The organism is Acinetobacter sp. YH12200 (assembly GCF_013418175.1).
Classification (GTDB): Bacteria; Pseudomonadota; Gammaproteobacteria; order Pseudomonadales; family Moraxellaceae; genus Acinetobacter; species Acinetobacter pseudolwoffii.
In genome coordinates this window covers 15,963-37,409 of sequence record NZ_VPCO01000023.1, presented here as the reverse complement: position 1 = coordinate 37,409, position 21,447 = coordinate 15,963, and the positions used below count along the sequence as shown (strand labels likewise).

Annotated in this window: 16 protein-coding genes and 6 pseudogenes; 18 read left to right on the top strand and 4 right to left on the bottom strand. The window is 38.5% G+C overall.

Annotation, left to right across the window (positions count from 1 at the left end; genetic code table 11):
• Positions 1 to 20: 20 nt before the first annotated feature.
• Positions 21 to 695, top strand: a complete 675-nt coding sequence (locus FTU90_RS13285; protein WP_005093734.1) for a response regulator transcription factor — start codon at positions 21 to 23, stop codon at positions 693 to 695.
• Entirely contained in the window at positions 688 to 2,070 is a 1,383-nt protein-coding gene (locus FTU90_RS13280) for an ATP-binding protein (RefSeq protein ID WP_180072832.1), read from the top strand. The genes FTU90_RS13285 and FTU90_RS13280 overlap by 8 nt, the downstream gene beginning before the upstream one ends.
• On the opposite strand, the pseudogene bioD reads toward FTU90_RS13280, so the two are convergent.
• The 3 genes and pseudogenes from bioD to FTU90_RS13270 all read right to left on the bottom strand — a co-directional run.
• Positions 2,048 to 2,494, bottom strand: a pseudogene (bioD, locus tag FTU90_RS13275) (dethiobiotin synthase); the annotation flags it as partial. The gene FTU90_RS13280 and the pseudogene bioD overlap by 23 nt on opposite strands.
• A gap of 452 nt (positions 2,495 to 2,946) precedes the next feature.
• Positions 2,947 to 3,135, bottom strand: a pseudogene (locus FTU90_RS16180) (hypothetical protein); the annotation flags it as partial.
• 445 nt (positions 3,136 to 3,580) lie between these two features.
• On the bottom strand, positions 3,581 to 4,750 hold the full coding sequence (locus tag FTU90_RS13270) for a replication initiation protein (RefSeq protein ID WP_005093725.1): 1,170 nt from the start codon (positions 4,748 to 4,750) through the stop codon (positions 3,581 to 3,583).
• 903 nt (positions 4,751 to 5,653) lie between these two features.
• On the opposite strand from FTU90_RS13270, the gene FTU90_RS13265 reads away from it, so the two are divergent.
• The 10 genes and pseudogenes from FTU90_RS13265 to FTU90_RS13220 form a co-directional block, all read left to right on the top strand.
• Positions 5,654 to 6,439 (top strand): ParA family protein, encoded by a 786-nt coding sequence (locus FTU90_RS13265; protein WP_035337428.1) that lies wholly within the window; start codon positions 5,654 to 5,656, stop codon positions 6,437 to 6,439.
• Positions 6,440 to 6,457: 18 nt separating this feature from the next.
• Positions 6,458 to 7,357 (top strand): ParB/RepB/Spo0J family partition protein, encoded by a 900-nt coding sequence (locus FTU90_RS13260; protein WP_005093722.1) that lies wholly within the window; start codon positions 6,458 to 6,460, stop codon positions 7,355 to 7,357.
• Between the two features lie 118 nt (positions 7,358 to 7,475).
• Complete coding sequence (locus FTU90_RS13255; protein ID WP_074382693.1) at positions 7,476 to 7,682, top strand: hypothetical protein; 207 nt, start codon at positions 7,476 to 7,478, stop codon at positions 7,680 to 7,682.
• 394 nt (positions 7,683 to 8,076) lie between these two features.
• A complete protein-coding gene (locus FTU90_RS13250; protein WP_159138852.1) occupies positions 8,077 to 9,663 on the top strand; it encodes a sensor domain-containing diguanylate cyclase in 1,587 nt (528 codons plus the stop codon).
• A 358-nt stretch (positions 9,664 to 10,021) separates the two neighbouring features.
• Positions 10,022 to 11,224: a tyrosine-type recombinase/integrase gene (locus FTU90_RS13245; protein WP_159138851.1), complete on the top strand. Its 1,203-nt coding sequence runs from the start codon at positions 10,022 to 10,024 to the stop codon at positions 11,222 to 11,224.
• A 114-nt stretch (positions 11,225 to 11,338) separates the two neighbouring features.
• On the top strand, positions 11,339 to 11,572 hold the full coding sequence (locus FTU90_RS13240) for an AlpA family transcriptional regulator (RefSeq protein ID WP_180072830.1): 234 nt from the start codon (positions 11,339 to 11,341) through the stop codon (positions 11,570 to 11,572).
• A 377-nt stretch (positions 11,573 to 11,949) separates the two neighbouring features.
• Complete coding sequence (locus FTU90_RS13235; RefSeq protein WP_167846452.1) at positions 11,950 to 12,210, top strand: helix-turn-helix domain-containing protein; 261 nt, start codon at positions 11,950 to 11,952, stop codon at positions 12,208 to 12,210.
• Positions 12,207 to 13,439, top strand: coding sequence for a type II toxin-antitoxin system HipA family toxin (locus tag FTU90_RS13230; protein WP_180072828.1), 1,233 nt, complete (start codon positions 12,207 to 12,209; stop codon positions 13,437 to 13,439). The genes FTU90_RS13235 and FTU90_RS13230 overlap by 4 nt, the downstream gene beginning before the upstream one ends.
• 236 nt (positions 13,440 to 13,675) lie before the next feature.
• Positions 13,676 to 13,918 carry an AlpA family transcriptional regulator gene (locus FTU90_RS13225; protein WP_180072826.1) on the top strand — a complete coding sequence of 81 codons (243 nt, stop codon included), beginning with the start codon at positions 13,676 to 13,678 and terminating at the stop codon, positions 13,916 to 13,918.
• 92 nt (positions 13,919 to 14,010) lie between these two features.
• A pseudogene (locus FTU90_RS13220) lies at positions 14,011 to 14,160 on the top strand (IS982 family transposase); the annotation flags it as partial.
• A 99-nt stretch (positions 14,161 to 14,259) separates the two neighbouring features.
• Here FTU90_RS13220 and FTU90_RS13215 read toward each other — a convergent pair.
• A complete protein-coding gene (locus FTU90_RS13215) occupies positions 14,260 to 14,508 on the bottom strand; it encodes a hypothetical protein (protein ID WP_180072824.1) in 249 nt (82 codons plus the stop codon).
• Positions 14,509 to 14,563: 55 nt separating this feature from the next.
• Between FTU90_RS13215 and FTU90_RS13210 the strand changes: the two are divergent.
• The 6 genes and pseudogenes from FTU90_RS13210 to FTU90_RS13185 form a co-directional block, all read left to right on the top strand.
• Positions 14,564 to 15,139 (top strand): annotated as a pseudogene (locus FTU90_RS13210) (metallophosphoesterase); the annotation flags it as partial.
• Positions 15,140 to 15,383: 244 nt separating this feature from the next.
• A pseudogene (locus tag FTU90_RS16335) lies at positions 15,384 to 15,830 on the top strand (restriction endonuclease subunit S); the annotation flags it as partial.
• Between the two features lie 78 nt (positions 15,831 to 15,908).
• Positions 15,909 to 16,532 (top strand): annotated as a pseudogene (locus FTU90_RS16330) (restriction endonuclease subunit S); the annotation flags it as partial.
• Between the two features lie 68 nt (positions 16,533 to 16,600).
• Positions 16,601 to 17,452: an HNH endonuclease gene (locus tag FTU90_RS13195; protein ID WP_180072822.1), complete on the top strand. Its 852-nt coding sequence runs from the start codon at positions 16,601 to 16,603 to the stop codon at positions 17,450 to 17,452.
• Positions 17,453 to 17,469: 17 nt separating this feature from the next.
• Positions 17,470 to 18,381 carry a DUF5655 domain-containing protein gene (locus FTU90_RS13190; protein WP_159138849.1) on the top strand — a complete coding sequence of 304 codons (912 nt, stop codon included), beginning with the start codon at positions 17,470 to 17,472 and terminating at the stop codon, positions 18,379 to 18,381.
• A 28-nt stretch (positions 18,382 to 18,409) separates the two neighbouring features.
• Positions 18,410 to 21,286, top strand: coding sequence for a type I restriction endonuclease subunit R (locus tag FTU90_RS13185; protein ID WP_180072820.1), 2,877 nt, complete (start codon positions 18,410 to 18,412; stop codon positions 21,284 to 21,286).
• The last annotated feature ends 161 nt before the right edge of the window (positions 21,287 to 21,447 follow it).

The window sequence follows — 21,447 nt, the reverse complement described above, 5'->3', positions numbered from 1 at the left end:
CAGTTTGATCAGGATGTTCTATGTTTATTGTATTGGTTGAGGATGATCCCTATATCGCACAGAGCATTTGTGCTGCTCTGAACTATCTGAATATTTCAGTGGAGCATGTCAGTCACGCACGTGCTGCAGATTATTTTATCCGGCATAGTGCTGTCGATTTGTGTTTACTGGATTTAGGCCTGCCGGATCAGGATGGCCTGGACTTGCTGCACAGCTGGCGACGCGACCAGATTGATCTCCCGGTACTGGTATTGACGGCACGGCTGCGGACCGATCAGTGTGTTCAGGCCCTGAATGCCGGTGCCGATGACTACCTGACCAAACCCTTTGAGCTGGAGGAACTGATTGCCCGGATTCATGCCCTCACCCGTCGCCACCGCGGCTTTGCCTCGAATACACTGCAATTTGATGACCTGGTTCTGAATCGGGATACCCAGACTGTGACCTACCAAGACCAGGCCGTGAGTTTATCTCGCCGTGAATTCAGCCTGCTGGAAACCCTGATGAGCCACCCCAACCAGATCCTGAAAAATGAACAGCTTATTGACAAGCTCTATGGTTTTCAGGACGCTATCGAGAGCAATGCCCTGAATGTACACATTTATCACCTGAGACAAAAACTACATCCAGACTTGATTCAGACCGTTCGTGGTGTGGGCTATATTTTCAAACCGTTTGAGCATCGTCATGTTTAAGCACAGCTTGAAATGGCGTTTGGCCATGAGTCTTTTGGCCGTGTTTATTGTGCTGTGGAGTGCGGTATTTTCATGGCTGTATATTGACCTGAAACAACGTTTACAAGACACGCTGGATCAACGCCTATCGGCATCTGCGCAAATGGTTGCCCGGCTGATTCAGCAGCTACCGCTGGATAGTCTGGGGGATGCAACCTTATCCAAATTAGCCAAGAATGATGATGCAAACCAGTTAATTGCCTGTGAAGTCTCTCTTTTTAGCTCTGACATCTCGTTAGATAATCAGGTCATTGCCAAAACACGCGGTGCCCCCCCAAATTTAAGCCAGCGACCAGAAGGATTCAGCACCTGGCAGCAGGGTGATACGGAATGGCGCAGTTATGTCCTGCGTCGTGGTGATATTCAGGTGGTGGCGGCAGAACGTATGTTCTTGAGGGATACCTTACTACAGCAGATTCTACAGTCCGTACTGGTTCCCTTGGTCTTCTCACTGCTAATCTGTATTGCCCTGATCATCTTTATTATCCGCAGACAGTTCCGGTCTTTGGATCAGCTCAGTCAATACCTGAACCAGAAAAACCTTAGCTATTCAGAGGCGGCAGATTTTTTAATGCAGCTCAAGCCTGCAAGCATTCCCCAAGAAGTACAGCCTTTTGTCAACAATTCCACGCAGTTGATTCAGAAACTCAATGACAGTCTGCAACAGGAGAAAGCCTTTAGTGCCTATGCTGCACATGAATTACGCAGTCCCCTGACCGCAATTAAAACCCATGTACAACTGGCACAGCTGATCGGTCAGCAGCAGAACCTGCCTGAATCCATTCAGCACAATTTGCAGCAGGCCAATGAGAGTATCCGGCGTTATACACTATTACTCGAGCAGCTTTTATTGCTGACCCAATCAGAAAACAGTCTCCAGGAAATGACTGAGGCCATCTGGCTTCGCCCCACACTTGAGAAAGTTCTTGCAGACTTAGGTACACGCTATCCAGAAATGAACAAAAAAATACAGGTGAAATGGGAAAGTCTAGGCGAAATTCAGCTACCTGAATTTGTGCTGTATACCGTACTGAAAAATCTGCTTGAGAATGCACTGCTGCATGCACAGGCTGAACAGATTTGGATTTCCATGCAGTCTGGTTGCCTGGTGATTGAAGATAATGGCCAGCAACTTACAGCAGAAGATATTCAACATTTAGGACAACGCTTCTGGCGCAAATCTGCTCAGCAGCATGGCCATGGTTTAGGACTGGCATTAACTGCTAACCTGTTAAAACAATATGGCTATCAGCTCTCTTTCAATGCCCGTCGACCCTATGGTGGGCTCAGCATTGAAATAAAGTACGGCGTGTCTAAGCGTGACATGCAAGCTTAGGGATATCCAGCCATACGGCTGTTGGAAAATACCGGGTCAGATACTCCTTTAAATATTGAATGGTATCCATCGCAATCGTTTGATCCTGGTGGTCATCAGCATGGTTAAATGCCACAGCATAAAGCGTGACTTCACGTTGTTTGAGTAGCTCCAGACTCAGTAGAGTATGATTAATACTGCCCAGACGGCCTGAAGTCACCAGAATGACAGGGTAGTGATGCGCTGCAATATAATTGATCGTCAGCATGTCCCGGGTCAGCGGCACCATTAATCCACCCGCTCCTTCAAGCAGAACCCGGTCATAACGCTCGGCCAGTATAGTGGCTGCCTGCTGAATTTTTTCGAAATCGATTGAACGCCGATCCAGTTCAGATGCCAGATGCGGTGAGGCCGGATAGCTAAAGATTTCTGGCATGGTCAGCTTGCCACCTGAGTGCAACTTAATTTAAAAAATAATTGAGGATGTTGTTAAATAAGCTCAAAAAAATAGAAGTGATTACTGGTACGCTTTCACAAGTCCCTTTTTGCTCCGTTCTATATGATAAATCCCGGTCATTGCACTGAATCACTGCTAAAATCTTTTCTTCTATTTGAGTAATGGCCTGCCATACTTAGGCTATTTAGCATACAAAATAAATAAGGAGGCATCATGCCTCTTTGAGCTGTTACTATTTACTTTCTTTTTCCGTTGGCATAAGTCAATCGATTGCTTTTAGACACTATATGGCTGGCAAAATTCCTGTAAATCGAAGGAGTCTTTCAACTGACATAAGCGCTGATACCTTCAGTTAAATCCATGAACTGAGATGCCTCCAGATAATCATTCACTGCTGTAACATGATCCCATCCTGTCCCGGATCACATCACGGGCTGTTTTTAAAACTCCACATAAAACTTTTCAATCAACTGCTGTGTTCTAATCAGCAGATGTTTAAACACATTATCCCGTTCAAATAGCTTCACCTTATAATTTGGCGAGTCTTTAAGTTCTTCCTTGCGCAACAAATGCTTGGAGAACTCGTAATATTCCAGTACATTTTTTATCGTCTCTGGCTTCAAATTCTCCCTCTATGATGCCAGTCAAGGTATTGGCAATATTCCAGATTTTTTGTAGCTGTTGCACCTGGGCATGATTATGACAGTCCAAATCACGAACTCATTAATCCAGTGATTTCGCCTAAAATTTTCAATCATGCCATCGTAAGAAGGTGGCAAAAGACATAGTTTTTCGTGGGATTATGGCGTGAATAATAGTAAGTTTTTGACCCCAAGAAAAAAGTGTAGCAACTTACTACACTTTTTAGATATTCAGAATTTAGGTATTTTCACTTGTATTTTAGACAAGATGTAGCAAGTCCGAACTGCGACATTTTCCCAATGAGCGCCCGCTAATCTCACTAAAAAGATGTACCAGAAATATTCTAGTTATTTGCGAAAAATGTCAGACATGCAAAAAAAAATCATTCACTCGGAATGTTTTTCAATGCGCTGTAGCAATTTGCTACACTTTTTAAATAATTTCTTTACCAAAAATCTCATTCAAACGCTCGCGATTTTCCTGAACAAAAGTCGGATCATTTTTGAGCTTATATTTCATCTCTTTCTTGAAATCATTCATGGATGCACCGGCCACAGCAAAATCCATTTGAAACATAATATCGTTCACAATAACATTCGCCTGAGAATCGGTTAAACAGCCTTCGATCTTAAACCACTTGCTGAACTGCGTATAATTCGGATCATTGGCATAGATATACCAGGAACGTACGGTCATATCAAACTTTGCCCCCAACTCTTTCACGATGGCATTATCATCAAAATCTACATCCAAATAGATTTGAGTCTTTTCGTTAAATTGCGGGAGAGCCGCTTCAGTATCTCCACTCATAATTTTAAACCGCACACCCACAATAGGACGGCCTTTCTTAATGGTGTCATATTCTAGTTGCAGACTGGTTTTAGTATTAATTTCTTCAACAATTTTATCCAGAATATAACGCCTAAAATCTACCCAGCGGTCATATTTTTTTTCACCGATGTCAATCAACGCTTTTAAATTCTCTAAGGTGAGTTCAACTTCATAGGTGTCGAGATTCGCATACTTAAATTCATTTTTAACAATATAAGAATATAGACTCATACTTGTGACAGAGTCTAAAGCAAATAAATCTTTCAACTGGTAAGTGGTAAAATTCCCACTGGCCAGACGGGTGAAGTAAGGCAGCACTTCACTGGTAAAGCGAATCTGCAAGGCATTTTTGGCATCATCTTCCCAGCGCAGTTCCCGGATAATCGGTACCACAGAATGGACTTTTTTTACTTTACGCTTGACGTCATCTACAGGCTCTTCAATTACAAAATGAGCAACCCGAGATGAAAGTTCCCTATAAATCCGGTCAATAGCCACATTAATGGAATTCTTCTTATTGAGTCCTAACAATTCCCCCAAATCTTCTTTATGCAGATAGATATAGGTTTTCTCGGTAATTTCACGATCTTGGTTATTTTTTTCACCATAGTTTGCAACCGCCATTGCATAAAGCAGTGCCTTATATTCATTAGAAGACAATTCAATAGGGCGAATTAAGCGGTTACTGGTACTCACCACTCCATTCTGTCGAATATTGCCGATACAATAAGGTAAATATTCTATTTCTTGTTTTTCGTTAAAATCGCTCATAAGTGAAAAATTAAAAGTTATTCCCCCTATTTATACATAAAAGTGGAATAACATTCAACATCTTCACCTTACAGATTCACTTTAAGTGCTTATCCCTTTAAAAGGATGTGCTAAAGATCAAGAGTGGAAAGCATGTCATCATTTTTTTAGATTTAGCCTAATCCTTAACCCAAAGGTGGAAACTTTGAAAAAATTTCCACTTATTAGTGACAAGCTTTCCACTTTTATCAACTGAGAAGAGCTTAAATCGTTTTCTTTGCATTTTTTTGTGGCCAAAAATACCGTTATAAGTGAAAAAATCATTTGGTTTAGCACTTTTCAGTGACAAAGCTTCCACCTTTAGAGAGAATCAAGTACTAAATCGGACTTTTTTTTGCAATTTTTAAAGGGAAAACATAACTTATCCACAAGTATAAAAATAAGCGTGACAAGTCTTCCACCTTTAAAGTCAGATCATGATACTTATCAACAGATTAAAGTTTTGAATTTAAATATTTTTATAACTTAATTTCATGTTTTTTTTTAAACCAGTGACAAGTCTTCCACCATAGTGACAAGTCTTCCACCTTTCAGTGACAGCTCTTCCACCTTTCAGTGACAAGTCTTCCACCTTTCAGTGACAAGTCTTCCACCTTTCAGTGACAAACCTTCCACTTTTCGGTGACAAACCTTCCACCTTTAAAGACGTAAGATATTGTTTTAAAAAGGGAAAAATTGTCCTAATTATAATTACTTAATTATATTAATTAATACTAATTATAATTAGCTAGCTATATTTTATATAAAACTTTAATTTGTTTTCTTTGTTAGCCGATATTGATTCGTACTTTAATATCATTCAAATAAAGTGTAGCAAGTTGCTACAAGTTCCACTATATTAGGATCATTCGAATGGGGTCTGATATGACAAATAAATCGACTAAAATTATTGCTGTAGCAAACCATAAAGGTGGTTGCGGGAAGACCACCACGGTTGTTCATCTGGCTGCAGAGCTAGCAGACTTGGGGCATAAAGTATTGGTGATTGATTTAGATCCACAAGCCAATGCAAGTTTACATATCGGATTAAGACATCCGAGTGAGGTTGAAACCACTTCTGCTGAATTACTGGTAGGTGATTTGAACCTATTGTCTGATGCCTTACAAGAAGAAACCAATTTTAAAAATGTTTCTTTAATTTATGGTTCACTTACTTTAGGTAAAACAGAAGACCAACTTAAAGATGATGCCCCAAGACCCTCTGAAGAGCTCTCTAACAAGTTGGAATTATTAAACGGATTATATGATTTCATCCTGATTGACTGTCCTCCAAGCCTAAAACTTCTGACCAGTAATGCCTTGGCTGCATCTACCCATGTTATGGTGCCGATTGAATCCGGTTCACAATATGGCCTATATGGTGTCACTGACTTAATTAACCATTTAAGTAAAATAAGACGGGTCAATCCCGAATTGAAACTGTTAGGTGCTTTGCTGATTAAACATGATGAACGTCAAAACGTCTGTAAACTGATACGAGATGAAGCTTTAAGCCAGGTCGGCGAATTGTTAAAAACGACCATTCCAATGAGTACGAAAGTCAATCAAGCAGCAATTTTACAACAGCCATTGTTGCGCGTAGATAAAAATTCTAAAGTTCGTAAAGCGTTCCAAGATTTAGCGAAAGAAATCATCAATCGTGTTGAATAAAGGCACTCTGAGAATCCTATGGTAAGTACAAAAGAATTGTTGGCACAACGTCTTCAGCAAAATACTCAAAAGCATCAACAAGCTCAGCAAGAGCATGTCAACGATGTGAAAGAATTACGTCGTAATGTCCAAATTACAGACATTCAACCTAGTCCCAATCAGCCACGAAAAATATTCAATCAGCAAGATATTGAAGATTTAGCAGCCTCGATTGAGGAGATTGGATTATTGCAGCCGATTGCAGTTCGGCGAGTACAGGACAAATATGAGTTAATTGCAGGTGAACGACGCTTGAAAGCGCATCAAATTCTCAATAAAAACACCATTGAAGTGATTGTCATCGATGCATCAGATGAAGAAGTTGCACTGTTAACCTTGGCTGAGAATTTAAAACGGGAAGACTTAACAGATTATGAAATTTATGTCGGTCTGAGTTCTCTGGATGAGAAATTAAAAAAGAACAAGCAAAAGCTGGCAAAATCATTAGGCATGAATCGAGAGGATATGTATAAATATCTATCTTTCGAAAAATTACCGAAAGAACTGATTGCCGATTTAGAACAACAACCGACATTGTTGGCACGCACTGCCGCCACAGCTGTGAAAAAGTTTCTTTCAGATTATGAAGAGAATTACAGTAATGCTAAAAAAGCACTGCTAGAAGCTTGGGCGAAATTACTGAAAAAAGAAGTTGAGCAAACAAAACTGGCCTTATTGGCAGAAAAAATTTTAAAGTCGAAAGAAAACAAAGAGCCAATTAAAACGTCAATCGTGCATAAAATTGAATATGATGGAAAAGTCGCAGGGAATATTAAGTTTGATCACAACATTTTAAAAGTGTCATTAAAAATGAGTGAATTTGATGAGCAAAATTTACAAGAGCTGGAAAATTTGCTGAAAAAAATGCTGAAAAAATAAAATGAAGGCACTGTAGCAACTTGCTACAGTGCTTTGTTCAATTGAAATTTCGCCGATTTTTATACTTTTTGAATTTATATGCTATAAATATTGCTTGTTTTTTACTCGAGAATAAAAAATGTTAATTCAATTAAAAAAAGATTTTTTCCTTAACGCTGATCATATTGTTTCGGCAGAAATTATCCCACTTGAATCGAATGCTTTTTCAGTCGTGATTAAAAGCTCCTCGACAAATCAGGGAAATAAAGGGACGATCAATATTGATTTTGAGGATTATGATGCAGCCCGTACATTGATCAATAAAATCAAAAAAGCACTTAAATAAATTTCTGACCGTATTTGTATGATTGCTGGATCGAGCACTGAATCATAACTTTGATTAGTTGGAGCATAACAGCATACAGCTTAGCTGATAGGGCTGGTTTCATTTATTCTAAATACTCGATGCCTATTCTGCCCAATCATTTGTTCTATTCATCAACCGAATATACTGAAAGTCACAGTAGGGTATTTAGAAAGATGCAAAGCCCTGTTATTATGACTGATGTCCGATTTGGATTTAGCTTTATTGCCCTATTCAGCTCAACATTTTGGAGAGGGTTTAGGCAGTAAATTTAGAATGTTTTTCTAAGTTTTAGAAAGTGATTTTGTAGCATTGGGTTTGCGTATTTATGTTAAATTAAACAGAGTAATACAACCCAAGGTACCTGGGGTCTCAGTTGTTATATAAAATACTTCTATCTTTGAATCTGAATTTACGCAAGCTGATTCTGATTTCAACGATCCTCAGCGTTTCCTTTTTATTTGTGATTAGCCTGTTTATTCTGAATTATGTGGTTAAACAGCAACTAATTCAGAATTCACTCTCTATAAATGAAAAATACGCAGCCAAGATTGCGATGGGGGTGAATCGTGATGTCAGTAATATGTTGCAGGAGTTGCAGTATAGTGCTCAGCAATTAGGGCAAAACTTTTACAATACGCCACTGCGACAGGCTGAAGTCAAACGGCTCAAAAACCAGTCGAATAACTTTAACAGTGTTTTTATGGTGGGCCAGCAAAATCAGATACTTGCTTATGCACCAGTATCATTAGACCTAAAATTCCACACGCCCTATAATACAGCGGGTATTGTTGGATCACTTAAAAGCAAAAAGGCGTATATTTCGGCACCCTATTGGTCAAGCAAAAAAAATCTGGTTGTGTTGATATCACAGCCTATTTACGATGTGAATCAAAATTATAAGGGCTTTATCAGCGGTACGATTTATCTGCAGAAGAATAATTTAATCAGTGAAATGCTGTTCAATCAATTTGATTTCAAAAAAAGTTATATGTATGTGATTGATCAGCAGAACCGTATTATCTTCCATCCAGATTCGAGTCGGATTGGCGAAAAAATTGTAAATAATACTGGTCTTGACTATATCAATGAAAACAAGAAAGGATCCGTCCGTCTAACGAATAGCTTGGGGATTGATAACCTGGCCGGTTTTGCATATGTTCCCAGTGTGAACTGGATTGTGGTTTCACAGCAACCTACGGATGAACTTCTTAAACAGGCCAATGAATTAATTTTAAAAGTTTCTATTGGCATATTTATCTTTTATCTGTTTATTTTCTTTATCGTCTGGCGGATGTCGCTATTTATTTCTTCGCCACTGAATCGTTTGGCGAAAATGGCCAGTATGTTAAATCGAAATGATATTCAGGATAAAATCAGTCAGGTTGATCCCTGGTATTTTGAGGTATTCAAGTTTAGGGCCTCGCTACTTTTGAGCTCCAAAACATTTAATAACAAGATCTCAGAATTACGCCAACATATCAATATTGACCCCTTGACTGGCCTTTATAACCGTCGTGGCATGCAATATCTTCTGGATGAATTAATCAGTACGGGTACTCATTTTGCGGTACTCGCTATCGATATTGATTTCTTTAAAAAGATCAACGATAGCTATGGACATGACCGCGGAGATGAGGTTTTAAAGCGATTGGCTTTTTTAATGCAGAAAAATTTCAGAAGTCATGATCTCTGCTGTCGCACTGGTGGGGAAGAGTTTATCGTATTGATGATGACCTCCGATATTCGTGTTGCTTTCAATGCAGCAGCACGTCTCAGAACGAGTATGCAAGTGAGTCAAATTGAAGGAATCAAAGAAGTTACCATTTCCGTGGGTATCGCATTCTGGCCGAGAGATTCAGTAAGCGTCAAACAGGTTTTTAAAATGGCAGATAATAAGCTGTATGAAGCGAAAAATAATGGGCGGAACTGTGTTCGTATGACGCAAAAACTAGCCAAGTAAAATGTCGGCACAAACAGGCTTGATTTTTTTAAATCTTTTTCTGCTCAAGCATGTTCAGCACAGTGACCTTGCGGAGTTACATGAGCTTTAATCGAGATCAGCTTCAGTCTGTGCCCGAGCATGCACTGGTAAAATTTGGCATATTGGTCTGTCTGGGACCCACCAAATTCTTAAATCATATGCACTCATATAACATCTAAACCCTTAATTCGTAACGGATTAAGGGTTTTTTTATACCTACTATAAACTCATATACACTCATACAGGAACAGCTAGTTTGTATCCTTGCTTGTATCCCTAAACATAATTATAACTGAGGATACACAATCGTTAATAACAGCTGAGTAATCAAGAGATTATGAGTAGAAATAAACTTTTATCAGATGTGGCATATGCAGCTATAAAAGCAAAAGATAAAGAGTATCGTATTTCGGATATTCCTGGTCTTTATATGAAAGTTCAAACCTCTGGCAAGAAGTCGTGGCAACTTCGTTTGAAAAATAATGAAGGTAAATGGGCATGGGTTGGGTTAGGGGCTTATCCGGATGTTTCAGTAAAAATTGCCCGCTCACAGACTTTAAAGTATCAGTCTGGAGAACTTCAAGTTGTTACTCGTCAAGATCGTTTGCTAAAAGCTCAGCAAGATCAAAGTGAACTTTTTGAACAATTAATGAGGGATTGGATTGATACCAAAAAAAATACTTGGGAGCCAGCTACCTTCAAAAAGGAAGTTCAATCGATTGAAAAGCACCTTTTACCAGTTTTTGGTAAAAGACAGTTCAAAGACATTAGATCAGCAGAATGGCTTGAATTTTTTCAAACAAAGCAACGTGAAGACAAAATATTTAATCGCATCGAAAAACTCGTATCATATTGTAGAAATGCCTATGATCTTGCTGTATTTAAAGACAAAGCAAATTATAACCCGCTTATCGGTATTACTAAATTTCTTGATAAAGGTGAAGGCGATAATATGAAGCATGTAGGAATCAATGAACTTCCAGAGATGCTTCAGAAAATTAGAGAATATCGATCACCAGAAATCAGTATAGGGCTTGAGTTACTCATATTGATGTTCCCACGCCCAGGCGAGTTGAGAAATGCAAAATGGGAGCAATTTGATTTTGAAGAACGAGTTTGGATTAGACCAGGTTCAATGATGAAGAGAGGGATTGAGCATGGAATACCCTTATCTTCTCAAGTTTTAACTTTATTAAATACTTTAAAATCAATTTCAAAACGTGAGAGTGAATATCTATTTCCAGCACGAGACAGTGTTAATAAGCCAATCTCGAATTTAACATTTAATGCTGCACTAAATAGAATGGGCTACTTTGGGAGACAAAACCCGCACGGTTTTCGCCATATTGCGTCTACAAAATTGAATGATCATTATAGTGATAGAGAGCAAGTGATAGAGGCTGCATTAGCTCATCTAAAGTCTGGCGTGAAGGGGGCTTACGACAAAGGTGCGCATCTAAGGGAGCGGTATGGAATTATGCAATTCTGGGCTGATCATATTGAGCAAATTTGCGGTGCTAGAGAGGTCTTTAAGGTCTAAGTAGGCTAGTTTTTAGTCGGTTTTTTACTATTTTTGCATTTTTTTAACCTGACACAGAGGTTTTTTTTGAAGCATGCTAGTTTGAAATCATCTTAATAATTGTGGATTTTGTAGATGTCTGCAGACAATATGTTTGATGTGATATTAAACAATTGCATACTCAAACCGCTTCGCTTAAAGAAGAAAGAAGTATGTTTATTCTTAGGATTTTCAGAAAGCGAGTTACGTAAAATTTCATCAGTTGATGAAAAATTTCCGAAAGCGTTGAAGGCTGGAAAAACCAGACAATCTGGTGTTTATTATGACTTTAATGAAATAATGCTTTGGAAAGAAACACATTTACAGTAGGTCATTGAAATGAATTAGGTTCCTGAGGGGACCTATTTTTTTTGTAATAAAATCATCAGAAATCTTTTAAATGGAGTTGTAATTATTGGATAACTGATCATTTTCAGATGAAAACAATCTGAACTAAAGAATTAATTTTTAAAATATTTATGCAATCCACGAAAAAGAAGGGTAGTAGTTCAGTACAAAGGTAGCTTAAGTTGCTAAATAAACAACGCTTGGGCAGCTTTGGAGGATGGTGGCAGTCCAGAATAAATACATTCGATCAGAGGATCGAAGAAATAGTACATTAAAATTTAATTAGCTATATAGCTAATATTTGGTTTTTATTATGTTATATTAGCTATATGGCTAATATTGTGGGTGGGCAGAAAGCTATGGCAAATAGAGTAGAAATTGGTGAAAAAGCACGAATGGCTAGAAAATCACTTGGCTATACACAACAAGTGCTCTCTGAGCGGACTAATATAAATAAAACTACAATTTCTGAGATTGAAAACGGCCGTTTTACTGGGTCTTTTGATATATTTGAACGTGTACTTGATGCCGTTGGCTTACAGTTTGAGGTGATTCAAAAACAGCATTCACTACCTGACTGGGATGATATTGAAGCTATGTTTTCTGAGGATAACGAATGAATTCAGAGCTATATCTACCTGCTAAAATTACTAATATTACTGTTTGTGCTAATCAAGAAGAATTAGGTGTACTAACTTATGGTTCAGTACATCACTACCAGCCAACACAAGACAAACAGTATGTGTCACTTACAATGACTAAAAAAGGCATGGATGGTTATTCTTCCGGGTCTCTACACCCTATATTTTCACAAAATTTACCCGAAGGTTTTAATCGAAGATTTATTGCAGAAAAATTGGCAAGATATGCCAAAGTCAATGATATGTACTTATTAGCTCTCCAGGGAGAACTTGGGATTGGAATGCTTTCTTACAAAAGTGAGCTGACTCTACCCGAAGTCGAATCTTTAACTCTTAATGAAATATTGTCTTATAACAGCAATCGCCCCCTTTTTCCGCAGCTTTTGGAAAAGTATTATTTAAGAAATTCATTGGCAGGCATGCAACCTAAAGTAAGCATACCAAGCGCTAGCACGATCAGAACAGATAGAACAGTTCAGCAAAAAGATATTATCGTAAAGTCTTTTGATTCAGAGTTTCCATTGCTGACAGTCAATGAATTTGTTTGTATGGAAGCAGCGCGGCATTGTGGGCTTGAGCCACCAGCAACTTATTTGTCTGAAAATTTAGAAACTTATGTGGTTGAACGCTTTGATAAAAGGGCTGATGGTCTAAGACTAGGCTATGAAGATTTCACCACTTTGATGAAAAAGTCCAATGATCCAGATGCTAAATACACAGGAAGTTATGAAGCCCTATTAAAAGCAACGTATTTATATACAAACAGTCAAGCCGAAGTTGAAAAAATGTATAAATATATCGTATTTAACTGTTTAATAGGCAATGGTGATGCGCATCTAAAAAACTTCGCATTACAGTATTTACCAGATATGTCGAATATCTTTGTTTCACCACCATTTGATATTACACATACGTTAATTTATCCAACTATCGACAATAAAATGGCATTGAAACTTGCTAATAGTAAAGAATTTCCTAATTTGCAACACTTGCTGAAGCTGGCTGAAAGTAGTCATTTTAAAATTAGAAGAGCTAAAGAAATAATAGAATTTCTAAGTGACAACATCATTGACTATCTTAAACATTCAAATGAAATACAACTGTTTGAGGGACTACGTGAGTCTATTGAATCTTCAGTATCAAATATTATGACTTCAAACTTTTCCGTAAAAACTTATCGCCACGATAAAAAGAAAAAATTTGAGTAGTGATATAAGCAGCCAGTAAGGTACTTCTCCCCATCCAGTTGATTAACACTATGTTAGTCGTATGAATAAAAATGAAGGGTATATTTATATAAGAGCATGCAAATGAGAGATGAAAAATAAAATTTGATTAATATTTAAACGTATGTTGATTATTTTTATAGTTTTTTAACCTGCGACAGAGATTTTTCTCAACTAGTGCTAGCTTTAGGTAAATCTAGAAACTAGAGGAAAGTATGATGCCTCCATTTACTGTAAACTCTGACTATGAAAGCAGCTTAAATCTTTTACCAGTTCGTCTAACTAAAAAAGATGTTTGTGTGCTGTTGCGATTATCTTTAAATGAACTACGGATGTACACAATTGAAGATAAAGAATTTCCAAAGCCTATAAAAAATGGAATTACAAAGCAGGCTGCAGTTTATTATGACTATCATGAAATTCTGCAGTGGCATCAGATACAGCTCAGTAAAAGAAAATAACCTGAGTTCGATATAAAAAAGAGTAGAAAAAAAGCCCTGAATTTATAACATATTGGTTCTCAAGACAAAATGTTATAAAGCAAGGCTTTTCAATGGATCATATTACCGAATTATTTCGTATTTTGGATGATTTCTGCAAAACATTTAATGAATCTTTAGAGAAAGCTTTGATTTTTGATCAAAAATACAGGCTGAAAAAGTCAGCCTTAAGCTTGTCTGAAGCAATGACCATTGTCATTTTAGAGCCTGTAAATAATTTTGTGTAATTGCTTTTCATAAATTTAAAGGTGATTGCTTAAGCGGTCACCGAATTCAATAATCCAGCTTTGCTCGACTAATACCTAGAGTATTAAATGCCTATTGTTAACATTAATTTGAATGCCTTTAGCACTCGCCATTTCAATATCTTTTATTGCACTTTTAATAGCCTTAGCGAGAGTTTCAGCTTCTCTTATAAAATCTAAATAAATATCACCATTTGTTGAACATACTAGAGCATCATTACAGCCCACTTCGAACAATCTATCTTCAATACAAATAGCTGAGGTACTTAAATCAAGAATAGAAATAGTAAAGTTAAATTTTTTCATAAGAGTCAGCATTAAATTTTTTTGTATTACTTAATATAATCTAATACCAAATCAGAATTTTGATTTTGACAATGACTTGCTCATATGCACAGGAGATCTCATCGATAGAGGTAATGAAAATTTAGAATGTATTTCATTACTCGATCAAACATGGTTTTTAACTGTGCGCGGTAATCATGAAGAAATGTGTATTCGAGGGCAACATGATCCTAAAATGAAAGACATGCATGCAAGGAATGGCGGAGCATGGTTTTATAGACAATTTCAAAAGACACGACAGAGAATTATTGATCGTTTAGCAAAGTTACCATTGGTGATTGAAGTTGAGCTGAAAAATAAAAAGATAGGTATCATTCATGCCGACATTGATATTCACGATTGGAATATTTTTAAGGATGACATTTCCCAAGGTGATTATAAAATTTCTGGTATCAAATCATCTTATGAAAATGCATTATGGGGTCGGGGGAGAATACGTAATTACTCAGATAAATATGATATTGTCGAAAATATTGACGAAATTTATATTGGTCATACAATTGTCAAAGAGCATACACAAATCGACAATTGTCACTACATTGATGTCGGCTCATCCTTCACTAAAAAACTCTGTCTTATTAAAGTTCAGTAGTTCAGTAGTTCAGTAGTTCAGTAGTTCAGTAGTTCAGTAGTTCAGTAGTTCAGTAGTTCAGTAGTTCAGTAGTTCAGTAGTTCAGTAGTTCAGTAGTTCAGTAGTTCAGTGAGAGTAGTGGGGGAGTTAAGTGGAGGAAAATCATTTAAGTGGTTAAAAAAGCAACACTTAAACCGTGTATCCCGATGTGTATCCTAAATTTTCTAAGAACTAATTAATTTAGTAAAAACAATAGGGTAGGGGGATGTTTTCGTCCGTCTGGGAACTCGATCTTTTAGGTAATCTCGTTCAGATCAAAAGTGGTTACTCACCAAGTAAATATGAACTGGATAAAAGTGGGGAAATGCCATTTTTAAAAGTCGAAGAACTAAACAATTGTGATAAATATCAAGAATATTCAAGATTTTATACTGAAAGAAATTCCGATGCGGTTCCTAGTAAAAGTGTCGTTTTTCCCAAAAGAGGAGCAGCTATCCTAAATAATAAAGTTCGTATACTGCGAGTAGATGCTTTATTAGATAGCAACCTTATGGCACTGATCCCACAACATAGTTTAGATGCCGAATTTTTATATTATTTAATCAATAAAATCGAACTTTATAAGATCGCTGACACTTCAACTATTCCCCAAATCAACAATAAGCATATTGAACCATATAGTATCTATTTACCAAGCACAGAAGAACAAATCAAAATCGCCTCTTTTCTATCGAACGTGGATGAAAAGATTAGCCAACTCACGCAAAAACATCAGCTACTGAGCCAATACAAACAAGGCATGATGCAGAAGTTGTTTAGCCAGCAGATTCGTTTTAAAGCTGATGATGGAAGTGAGTTTGGGGAGTGGGAGGAAACATCTTTGCATACCTTCCTTTGTGAAAGTTTGATAAAAGGAAGTAAAGGTAATAAAGCTAAGAAGTTAACGGTTAAATTGTGGGGTAAAGGTGTTATCCCTAAAAATGAAGCTTTTCAAGGCAGTGAAAATACACAATATTATAAGCGTTCAGCAGGGCAATTAATCTACGGAAAGTTAGACTTTCTTAATTGCGATTTTGGGCTCATTCCTGAGTATTTAGATGGATTCGAATCGACCATTGATGCCCCAGCTTTTGATATTGATAATAAAATAGTTCATCCTTATTTTTTGATAAATAGATTTTTACAGAAGGACTTCTATCAAAAAAATGGTGAGGAAGCCGATGGAAGCAGAAAAGCAAAGCGAATTAATCAGAGTGTGTTTTTAGCTATGCAGATTGGTTTACCTTCTTTAGAAGAACAAACCAAAATCGCCAATTTCTTATCTGCCATTGACCAAAAAATTGAAGTCATGGCACAGCAAATTGAACAGGCTAAAACTTGGAAAAAAGGCTTGTTGCAGCAGATGTTTGTTTAAAGGATTTTCCCATCTCCTTTTAGGAGATGAGAAACATCGTTTCGTAAGGGGTAAGGTTGAAAAATAGAATGGCAAATTGGTTAATAAGCGTTAAATACGAAGAATTTGATTTAGAAAGTGCGTATGAAGAATTACCCGTCATTTATTGGAGTAATCACGCAGAAAATCAAAATGCAGGTTTTCAATTAGGGGATCATGTTTATATCTATGTCACTCAACCTGTTTCAAAGGTGATGTATCAATTTAAAGTGCTTGATCAATCAGGTAATAACTATCCAATTGAACAGCGCAAATATTGGAAAATGAAAGAGGAAATTGACTCATATACAGGGAATTTTTCAGTTTTTCAGAAAGTCTGTAAATTGGATAAAACGTCATTGACTCGTGATTATTTTATTCAAAGTGGGTTATTGCCTAAAACGGATACACTCCAAGCAAGAAGAACAGACCGCAACAAAGCGCTCAATCACCCGATTAAATTAATATTGGATTTTATTGCTGATCAATTTCAGACAGATCGTATTGAATACGATTATCCAGATGAAGCAGGTTTAGAAAATGAAACCTTTCCTGAAGGAGCTAAGCAAACGGTTTTAGTGAATAAATATGAGCGTAACCCTGAAGCAAGGGCTAAATGTATAGAAATTCATGGAACACGTTGTTATGTCTGTGGCTTAAGCTTTGAACATATGTATGGCTCATTTGCTAAAGATTTCATCCACGTACATCATCTTAAGCCTTTGCACACGATTGGCGAAGAGTATGAAGTAGATCCTAAAGAGGATCTAAGACCAGTCTGTCCTAACTGTCACGCCATGCTCCATAAAACCGAAAATGGTATTCCAATGACAATTCAGAGATTAAAACTTTTATATAGCGTTTCTTTGAGTAATCCGCTTAGACAAACATTTGAAGAATAAATAATTCGAGATTTTTAATGCAGCTTTATCAAACCCAAGCACAGTCATTAGTAGAACTTATAGAAGATCCTTTTCGTCTGGAAAGAGAGATTCAAAGCCTGTTTGAAAGCAATCTTTACAGTTTTACAGGTTTGGAATTCATCAAGTCTGAATTCACCATTAAAAACAACCGTATTGATACACTGGCTTTCGATCCCGAAAGTCAGGCCTTCGTAATTATCGAATACAAGCGTGAACGCAATTATAGCGTGATTGATCAAGGCGTTTCTTATCTGAATCTAATGCTCGACTATAAGGCAGATTTTATCGTTGAGTACAATGAGAGCCAGAGCAAACAGCTTAAACGTCAGGATGTAGATTGGTCACAGAGCCGAATCATCTTTGTTTCACCGAGCTTTACCGACTTTCAAAAGCAGTCTACCAACTTTAAAGATTTAGGCATTGAGCTGTGGGAAATCAAACGTTATCAAGGCGGAATTGTTTCAGTCAATCCATTGCAGAAAGCCAAATCAGCGCCTTCAATCAAGCAAGTGCAAAAGGTTGAGTCTGAAGATATTCAAAAGATTGCCAAAGAAATCCAGCAATATGATGAAGCCTATCACTTGGCGGAGAAGTCCGATGACATCAAAGAGCTATATGAGCAATTCAGGGACTCAATTCTGGGCTTAACCACCGATTTAGATATTCATCCCAAGAAAATGTATATCGCCTTCCGTAAGGGTAAGCGTAACTATGTCTATATGAGTATTGGGACAAAGCAAATTCGCATCTGGCTGAATATGCCTTTTAATCAACTGGATGACCCGAAACAGCTCGCGAAAGATGTGACCAATATTGGACATTGGGGCAATGGCGATTGTGAGGTGATCGTGTCAGATACAGAAAATTTAGAATATATCTTGAGTTTAATTAAACAGACATTGAAGTGAATAATTTAAGATTTTAGAGGGGAAGGAAATGACAGTACAAAGCGAATATCAACTTGAAAATGAACTGATTAGCCAGCTCAAGCAATTGGGATATGCTGCGGTGACGCTCAAGGACGAAAGCCAACTACTGTCTAACCTGAAAACCCAGATTGAACGTGCCAATGGACTTGCGCCACTATCTGATACAGAGTGGAAGCAGGTCATTAGTTTTCTAAATACAGGCACGGTATTTGAACGGGCCAAGAATCTGCGTGATCTGTTTCCAGTCAAATTTGATGACGGCAGCAGCAAACACCTTTTTTTCCTGTCTGATGAACCAAGCAAAAATATTTATCAGGTCACCAATCAAATCACCATCGACCACCGCGACTATAATGGCCGTACCAGCCGTTTTGATGTGACCTTACTGGTCAATGGTTTGCCTTTGGTACAGATCGAGCTGAAAAAACGCGGCATGGAAATCGCCGAAGCCTTTAATCAAACGCAACGCTATATTCGTGAAGCGTATTGGGCTGGGCAAGGGCTATTTGGCTTTATCCAGCTGTTTGTGATCAGTAATGGTGCCAATACCCGTTATTATTCTAACGGCACCACAGGCATCGAGTTTGCCTTTCCATGGGCGGATGTCAATAACAAACACATCAATGAAATTGTCGACTTTGCCGAAGCTTTTCTCAATCAGCAGCATCTGACCCAAATGCTGACCCAATACATGGTGCTGCTAGAAACCACGAAAAGCCTGATGGTGCTACGTCCCTATCAGATTTATGCAGTGCAGAAAATCGTGCAGCATGTGCAAAACTCCGATCAGAACGGCTATATCTGGCATACCACCGGTTCAGGCAAAACCCTGACCTCGTTTAAAGCCAGCCAGATCATCATGCAAATGCCGGACGTGGAAAAAGTCCTGTTTGTGGTGGACAGGAACGACCTGGACACGCAAACCTCACGCGAATTTAATGCCTTTAAAGCCGAAAGTGTCGACAGCACCGATAGCACGCATACTTTGGTCAAGCAGCTGGATCAACGCCATGACAAACTGATTGTCACCACCATCCAGAAGCTAAACCGGGCCATCAGCACGGATCGCTATCTGGAATACATTGATTATCTCAAAGACCAGAAAGTGGTGTTTATCTTTGATGAATGTCACCGCAGCCAGTTTGGTGAGACCCATCAGAATATCAAGAAGTTCTTCAGCAATGCGCAGATGTTTGGTTTTACCGGAACGCCGATTTTTGAGGAAAACAGTCAGTCTAAAGCCGGCCTCAAACTCACCACGGATTATCTGTTTAATCAGTGTCTGCACCAGTATGTGATTGTCGATGCGATCCGGGATCGTAACGTGTTGCAGTTCCAGATTGATTACCGGGGTAAATACACGGCCAAGGGCATGCAGCACAACCTCGACTATGACGATGATGTCGAAGGCATTGATACCCGGGAGCTCTACGACAATCCACAGCGCCTGGAAATGATTGCGCGCTATATTGTCGATACGCATCCGACCAAAACTCGCAATGGTGAATTTACCGCGATGTTCTGTGTCAGTTCGGTCGATACCCTGACCCAGTACTATGAAGTGTTTGAAAAGGTTCAGGCCGAGAAACAGCAACAGGATGAAGAGCAGGGCCGACTGTTCAAACCGCTGACGATTGCGACGATTTTCTCCTATGCCGCCAATGAAGCAGTCCCAGTAGATGAGCAAAACGGGCTGATCCATGAAGAAGCAGCCGATATTCCCAGCCAGATCAATCCGTCCAGTCGCGACAAGCTGGACCGTTATATCGCCAAGTACAACCAGCAGTTTAAGACCAACTACAATTCTGGCGACCAGTTCTATGCCTATTACCGCGACATTGCCGATCGGGTCAAAAAGAAACAGATTGATATCCTGCTTGTGGTGAATATGTTTCTGACCGGTTTTGATTCCAAGCCCTTAAATACCCTGTATGTCGACAAGAACCTGAAATACCATGGCCTGATTCAGGCCTTCTCGCGAACCAACCGCGTCTTTAACGACAAAAAACCTTTCGGCAACATCATCTGTTTCCGTAACCTGAAACGCGCCACTGATGAAGCACTGGCATTATTTTCCAATAAAGAAGCGCAAAAAGTGGTACTGGTGCCAAGTTATGAAGAAATTCAGCAGGACTATGAAGTGGCAGTACAGAAGCTACTAAATATTACCCCTGATTATCAAAGTGTCGACGAACTCATCACTGAAGATCAGCAGCTGGCGTTCATTAAAGCCTTTCGAGAAGTGATGCGTTACAACGCCCAGCTGCAAACCTTTATTGAATATGATCAGGACCAGACTGCACTGGATAAACAGCATTTTGCCAACTTTGCGTCCAAGTATGCCGATCTATGTCGTGATGTACGCAAGACCACTAAAAAAGAAAAAGTATCGGTACTGGACGATGTCGATTTTCAGCTGGACTTACTGCACAGTGACCGGATCAATGTTGGTTATATCATCAACCTGCTACAACTGGCTGTGAATAGTGATGATGAAGACAAACGTAAGAAGTATGAAGCTCAGGTCTATGACCTGATTGGCAATGAAATCACCCTGTATGACAAGCAGGCGCTGATCCAGAAGTTTATTGAAGAAAACCTGCCCAAGATGATCAATGGCCAGAGCGTACAAACGGCCTTTGCTCAGTTCTGGGATGCTGAAAAAGAACAGGCCTATCAGTACCTCTGTACAGAAGAAAACCTGAAACCAGAAGCAATGAAGCAAGTTCTGGAACATTACGAGTTCACCAAACGTTTACCACGTAAGGAAGAATTGAAAGACTTGCTGAACTTTAAAGTGAAGCTGTTTGAACGGGAAAATGTGTTGAGTAATCTGCTGGTCAAGACCCGAAAGCTGATTGAAAAGTTTTATGTGGGGTTTTAACAGCAGCCCGTGAAGTGATCCAATAATCTAGAGCTAGAAGAGACTATTCATTTTGAAACTGCTTCAAATGATTTTGGACTTCTCATATCAGGTTACATCTGAAAAACACATATATTTTATATTGCGAATATGCGTATATTCATATACAAAGCTATGATTCA

Excerpts from the sequence above, each read along its gene's own strand:
- FTU90_RS13285 (WP_005093734.1), top strand. The coding sequence starts at position 21 with ATGTTTATTGTATTGGTTGAGGATGATCCCTATATCGCACAGAGCATT.
- FTU90_RS13280 (WP_180072832.1), top strand. The coding sequence starts at position 688 with ATGTTTAAGCACAGCTTGAAATGGCGTTTGGCCATGAGTCTTTTGGCC.
- FTU90_RS13270 (WP_005093725.1), bottom strand. The coding sequence starts at position 4,750 with ATGAGCGATTTTAACGAAAAACAAGAAATAGAATATTTACCTTATTGT.
- FTU90_RS13265 (WP_035337428.1), top strand. The coding sequence starts at position 5,654 with ATGACAAATAAATCGACTAAAATTATTGCTGTAGCAAACCATAAAGGT.
- FTU90_RS13260 (WP_005093722.1), top strand. The coding sequence starts at position 6,458 with ATGGTAAGTACAAAAGAATTGTTGGCACAACGTCTTCAGCAAAATACT.
- FTU90_RS13255 (WP_074382693.1), top strand. The coding sequence starts at position 7,476 with ATGTTAATTCAATTAAAAAAAGATTTTTTCCTTAACGCTGATCATATT.
- FTU90_RS13245 (WP_159138851.1), top strand. The coding sequence starts at position 10,022 with ATGAGTAGAAATAAACTTTTATCAGATGTGGCATATGCAGCTATAAAA.
- FTU90_RS13240 (WP_180072830.1), top strand. The coding sequence starts at position 11,339 with ATGTCTGCAGACAATATGTTTGATGTGATATTAAACAATTGCATACTC.
- FTU90_RS13235 (WP_167846452.1), top strand. The coding sequence starts at position 11,950 with ATGGCAAATAGAGTAGAAATTGGTGAAAAAGCACGAATGGCTAGAAAA.
- FTU90_RS13230 (WP_180072828.1), top strand. The coding sequence starts at position 12,207 with ATGAATTCAGAGCTATATCTACCTGCTAAAATTACTAATATTACTGTT.
- FTU90_RS13225 (WP_180072826.1), top strand. The coding sequence starts at position 13,676 with ATGCCTCCATTTACTGTAAACTCTGACTATGAAAGCAGCTTAAATCTT.
- FTU90_RS13215 (WP_180072824.1), bottom strand. The coding sequence starts at position 14,508 with ATGAAAAAATTTAACTTTACTATTTCTATTCTTGATTTAAGTACCTCA.
- FTU90_RS13195 (WP_180072822.1), top strand. The coding sequence starts at position 16,601 with ATGGCAAATTGGTTAATAAGCGTTAAATACGAAGAATTTGATTTAGAA.
- FTU90_RS13190 (WP_159138849.1), top strand. The coding sequence starts at position 17,470 with ATGCAGCTTTATCAAACCCAAGCACAGTCATTAGTAGAACTTATAGAA.
- FTU90_RS13185 (WP_180072820.1), top strand. The coding sequence starts at position 18,410 with ATGACAGTACAAAGCGAATATCAACTTGAAAATGAACTGATTAGCCAG.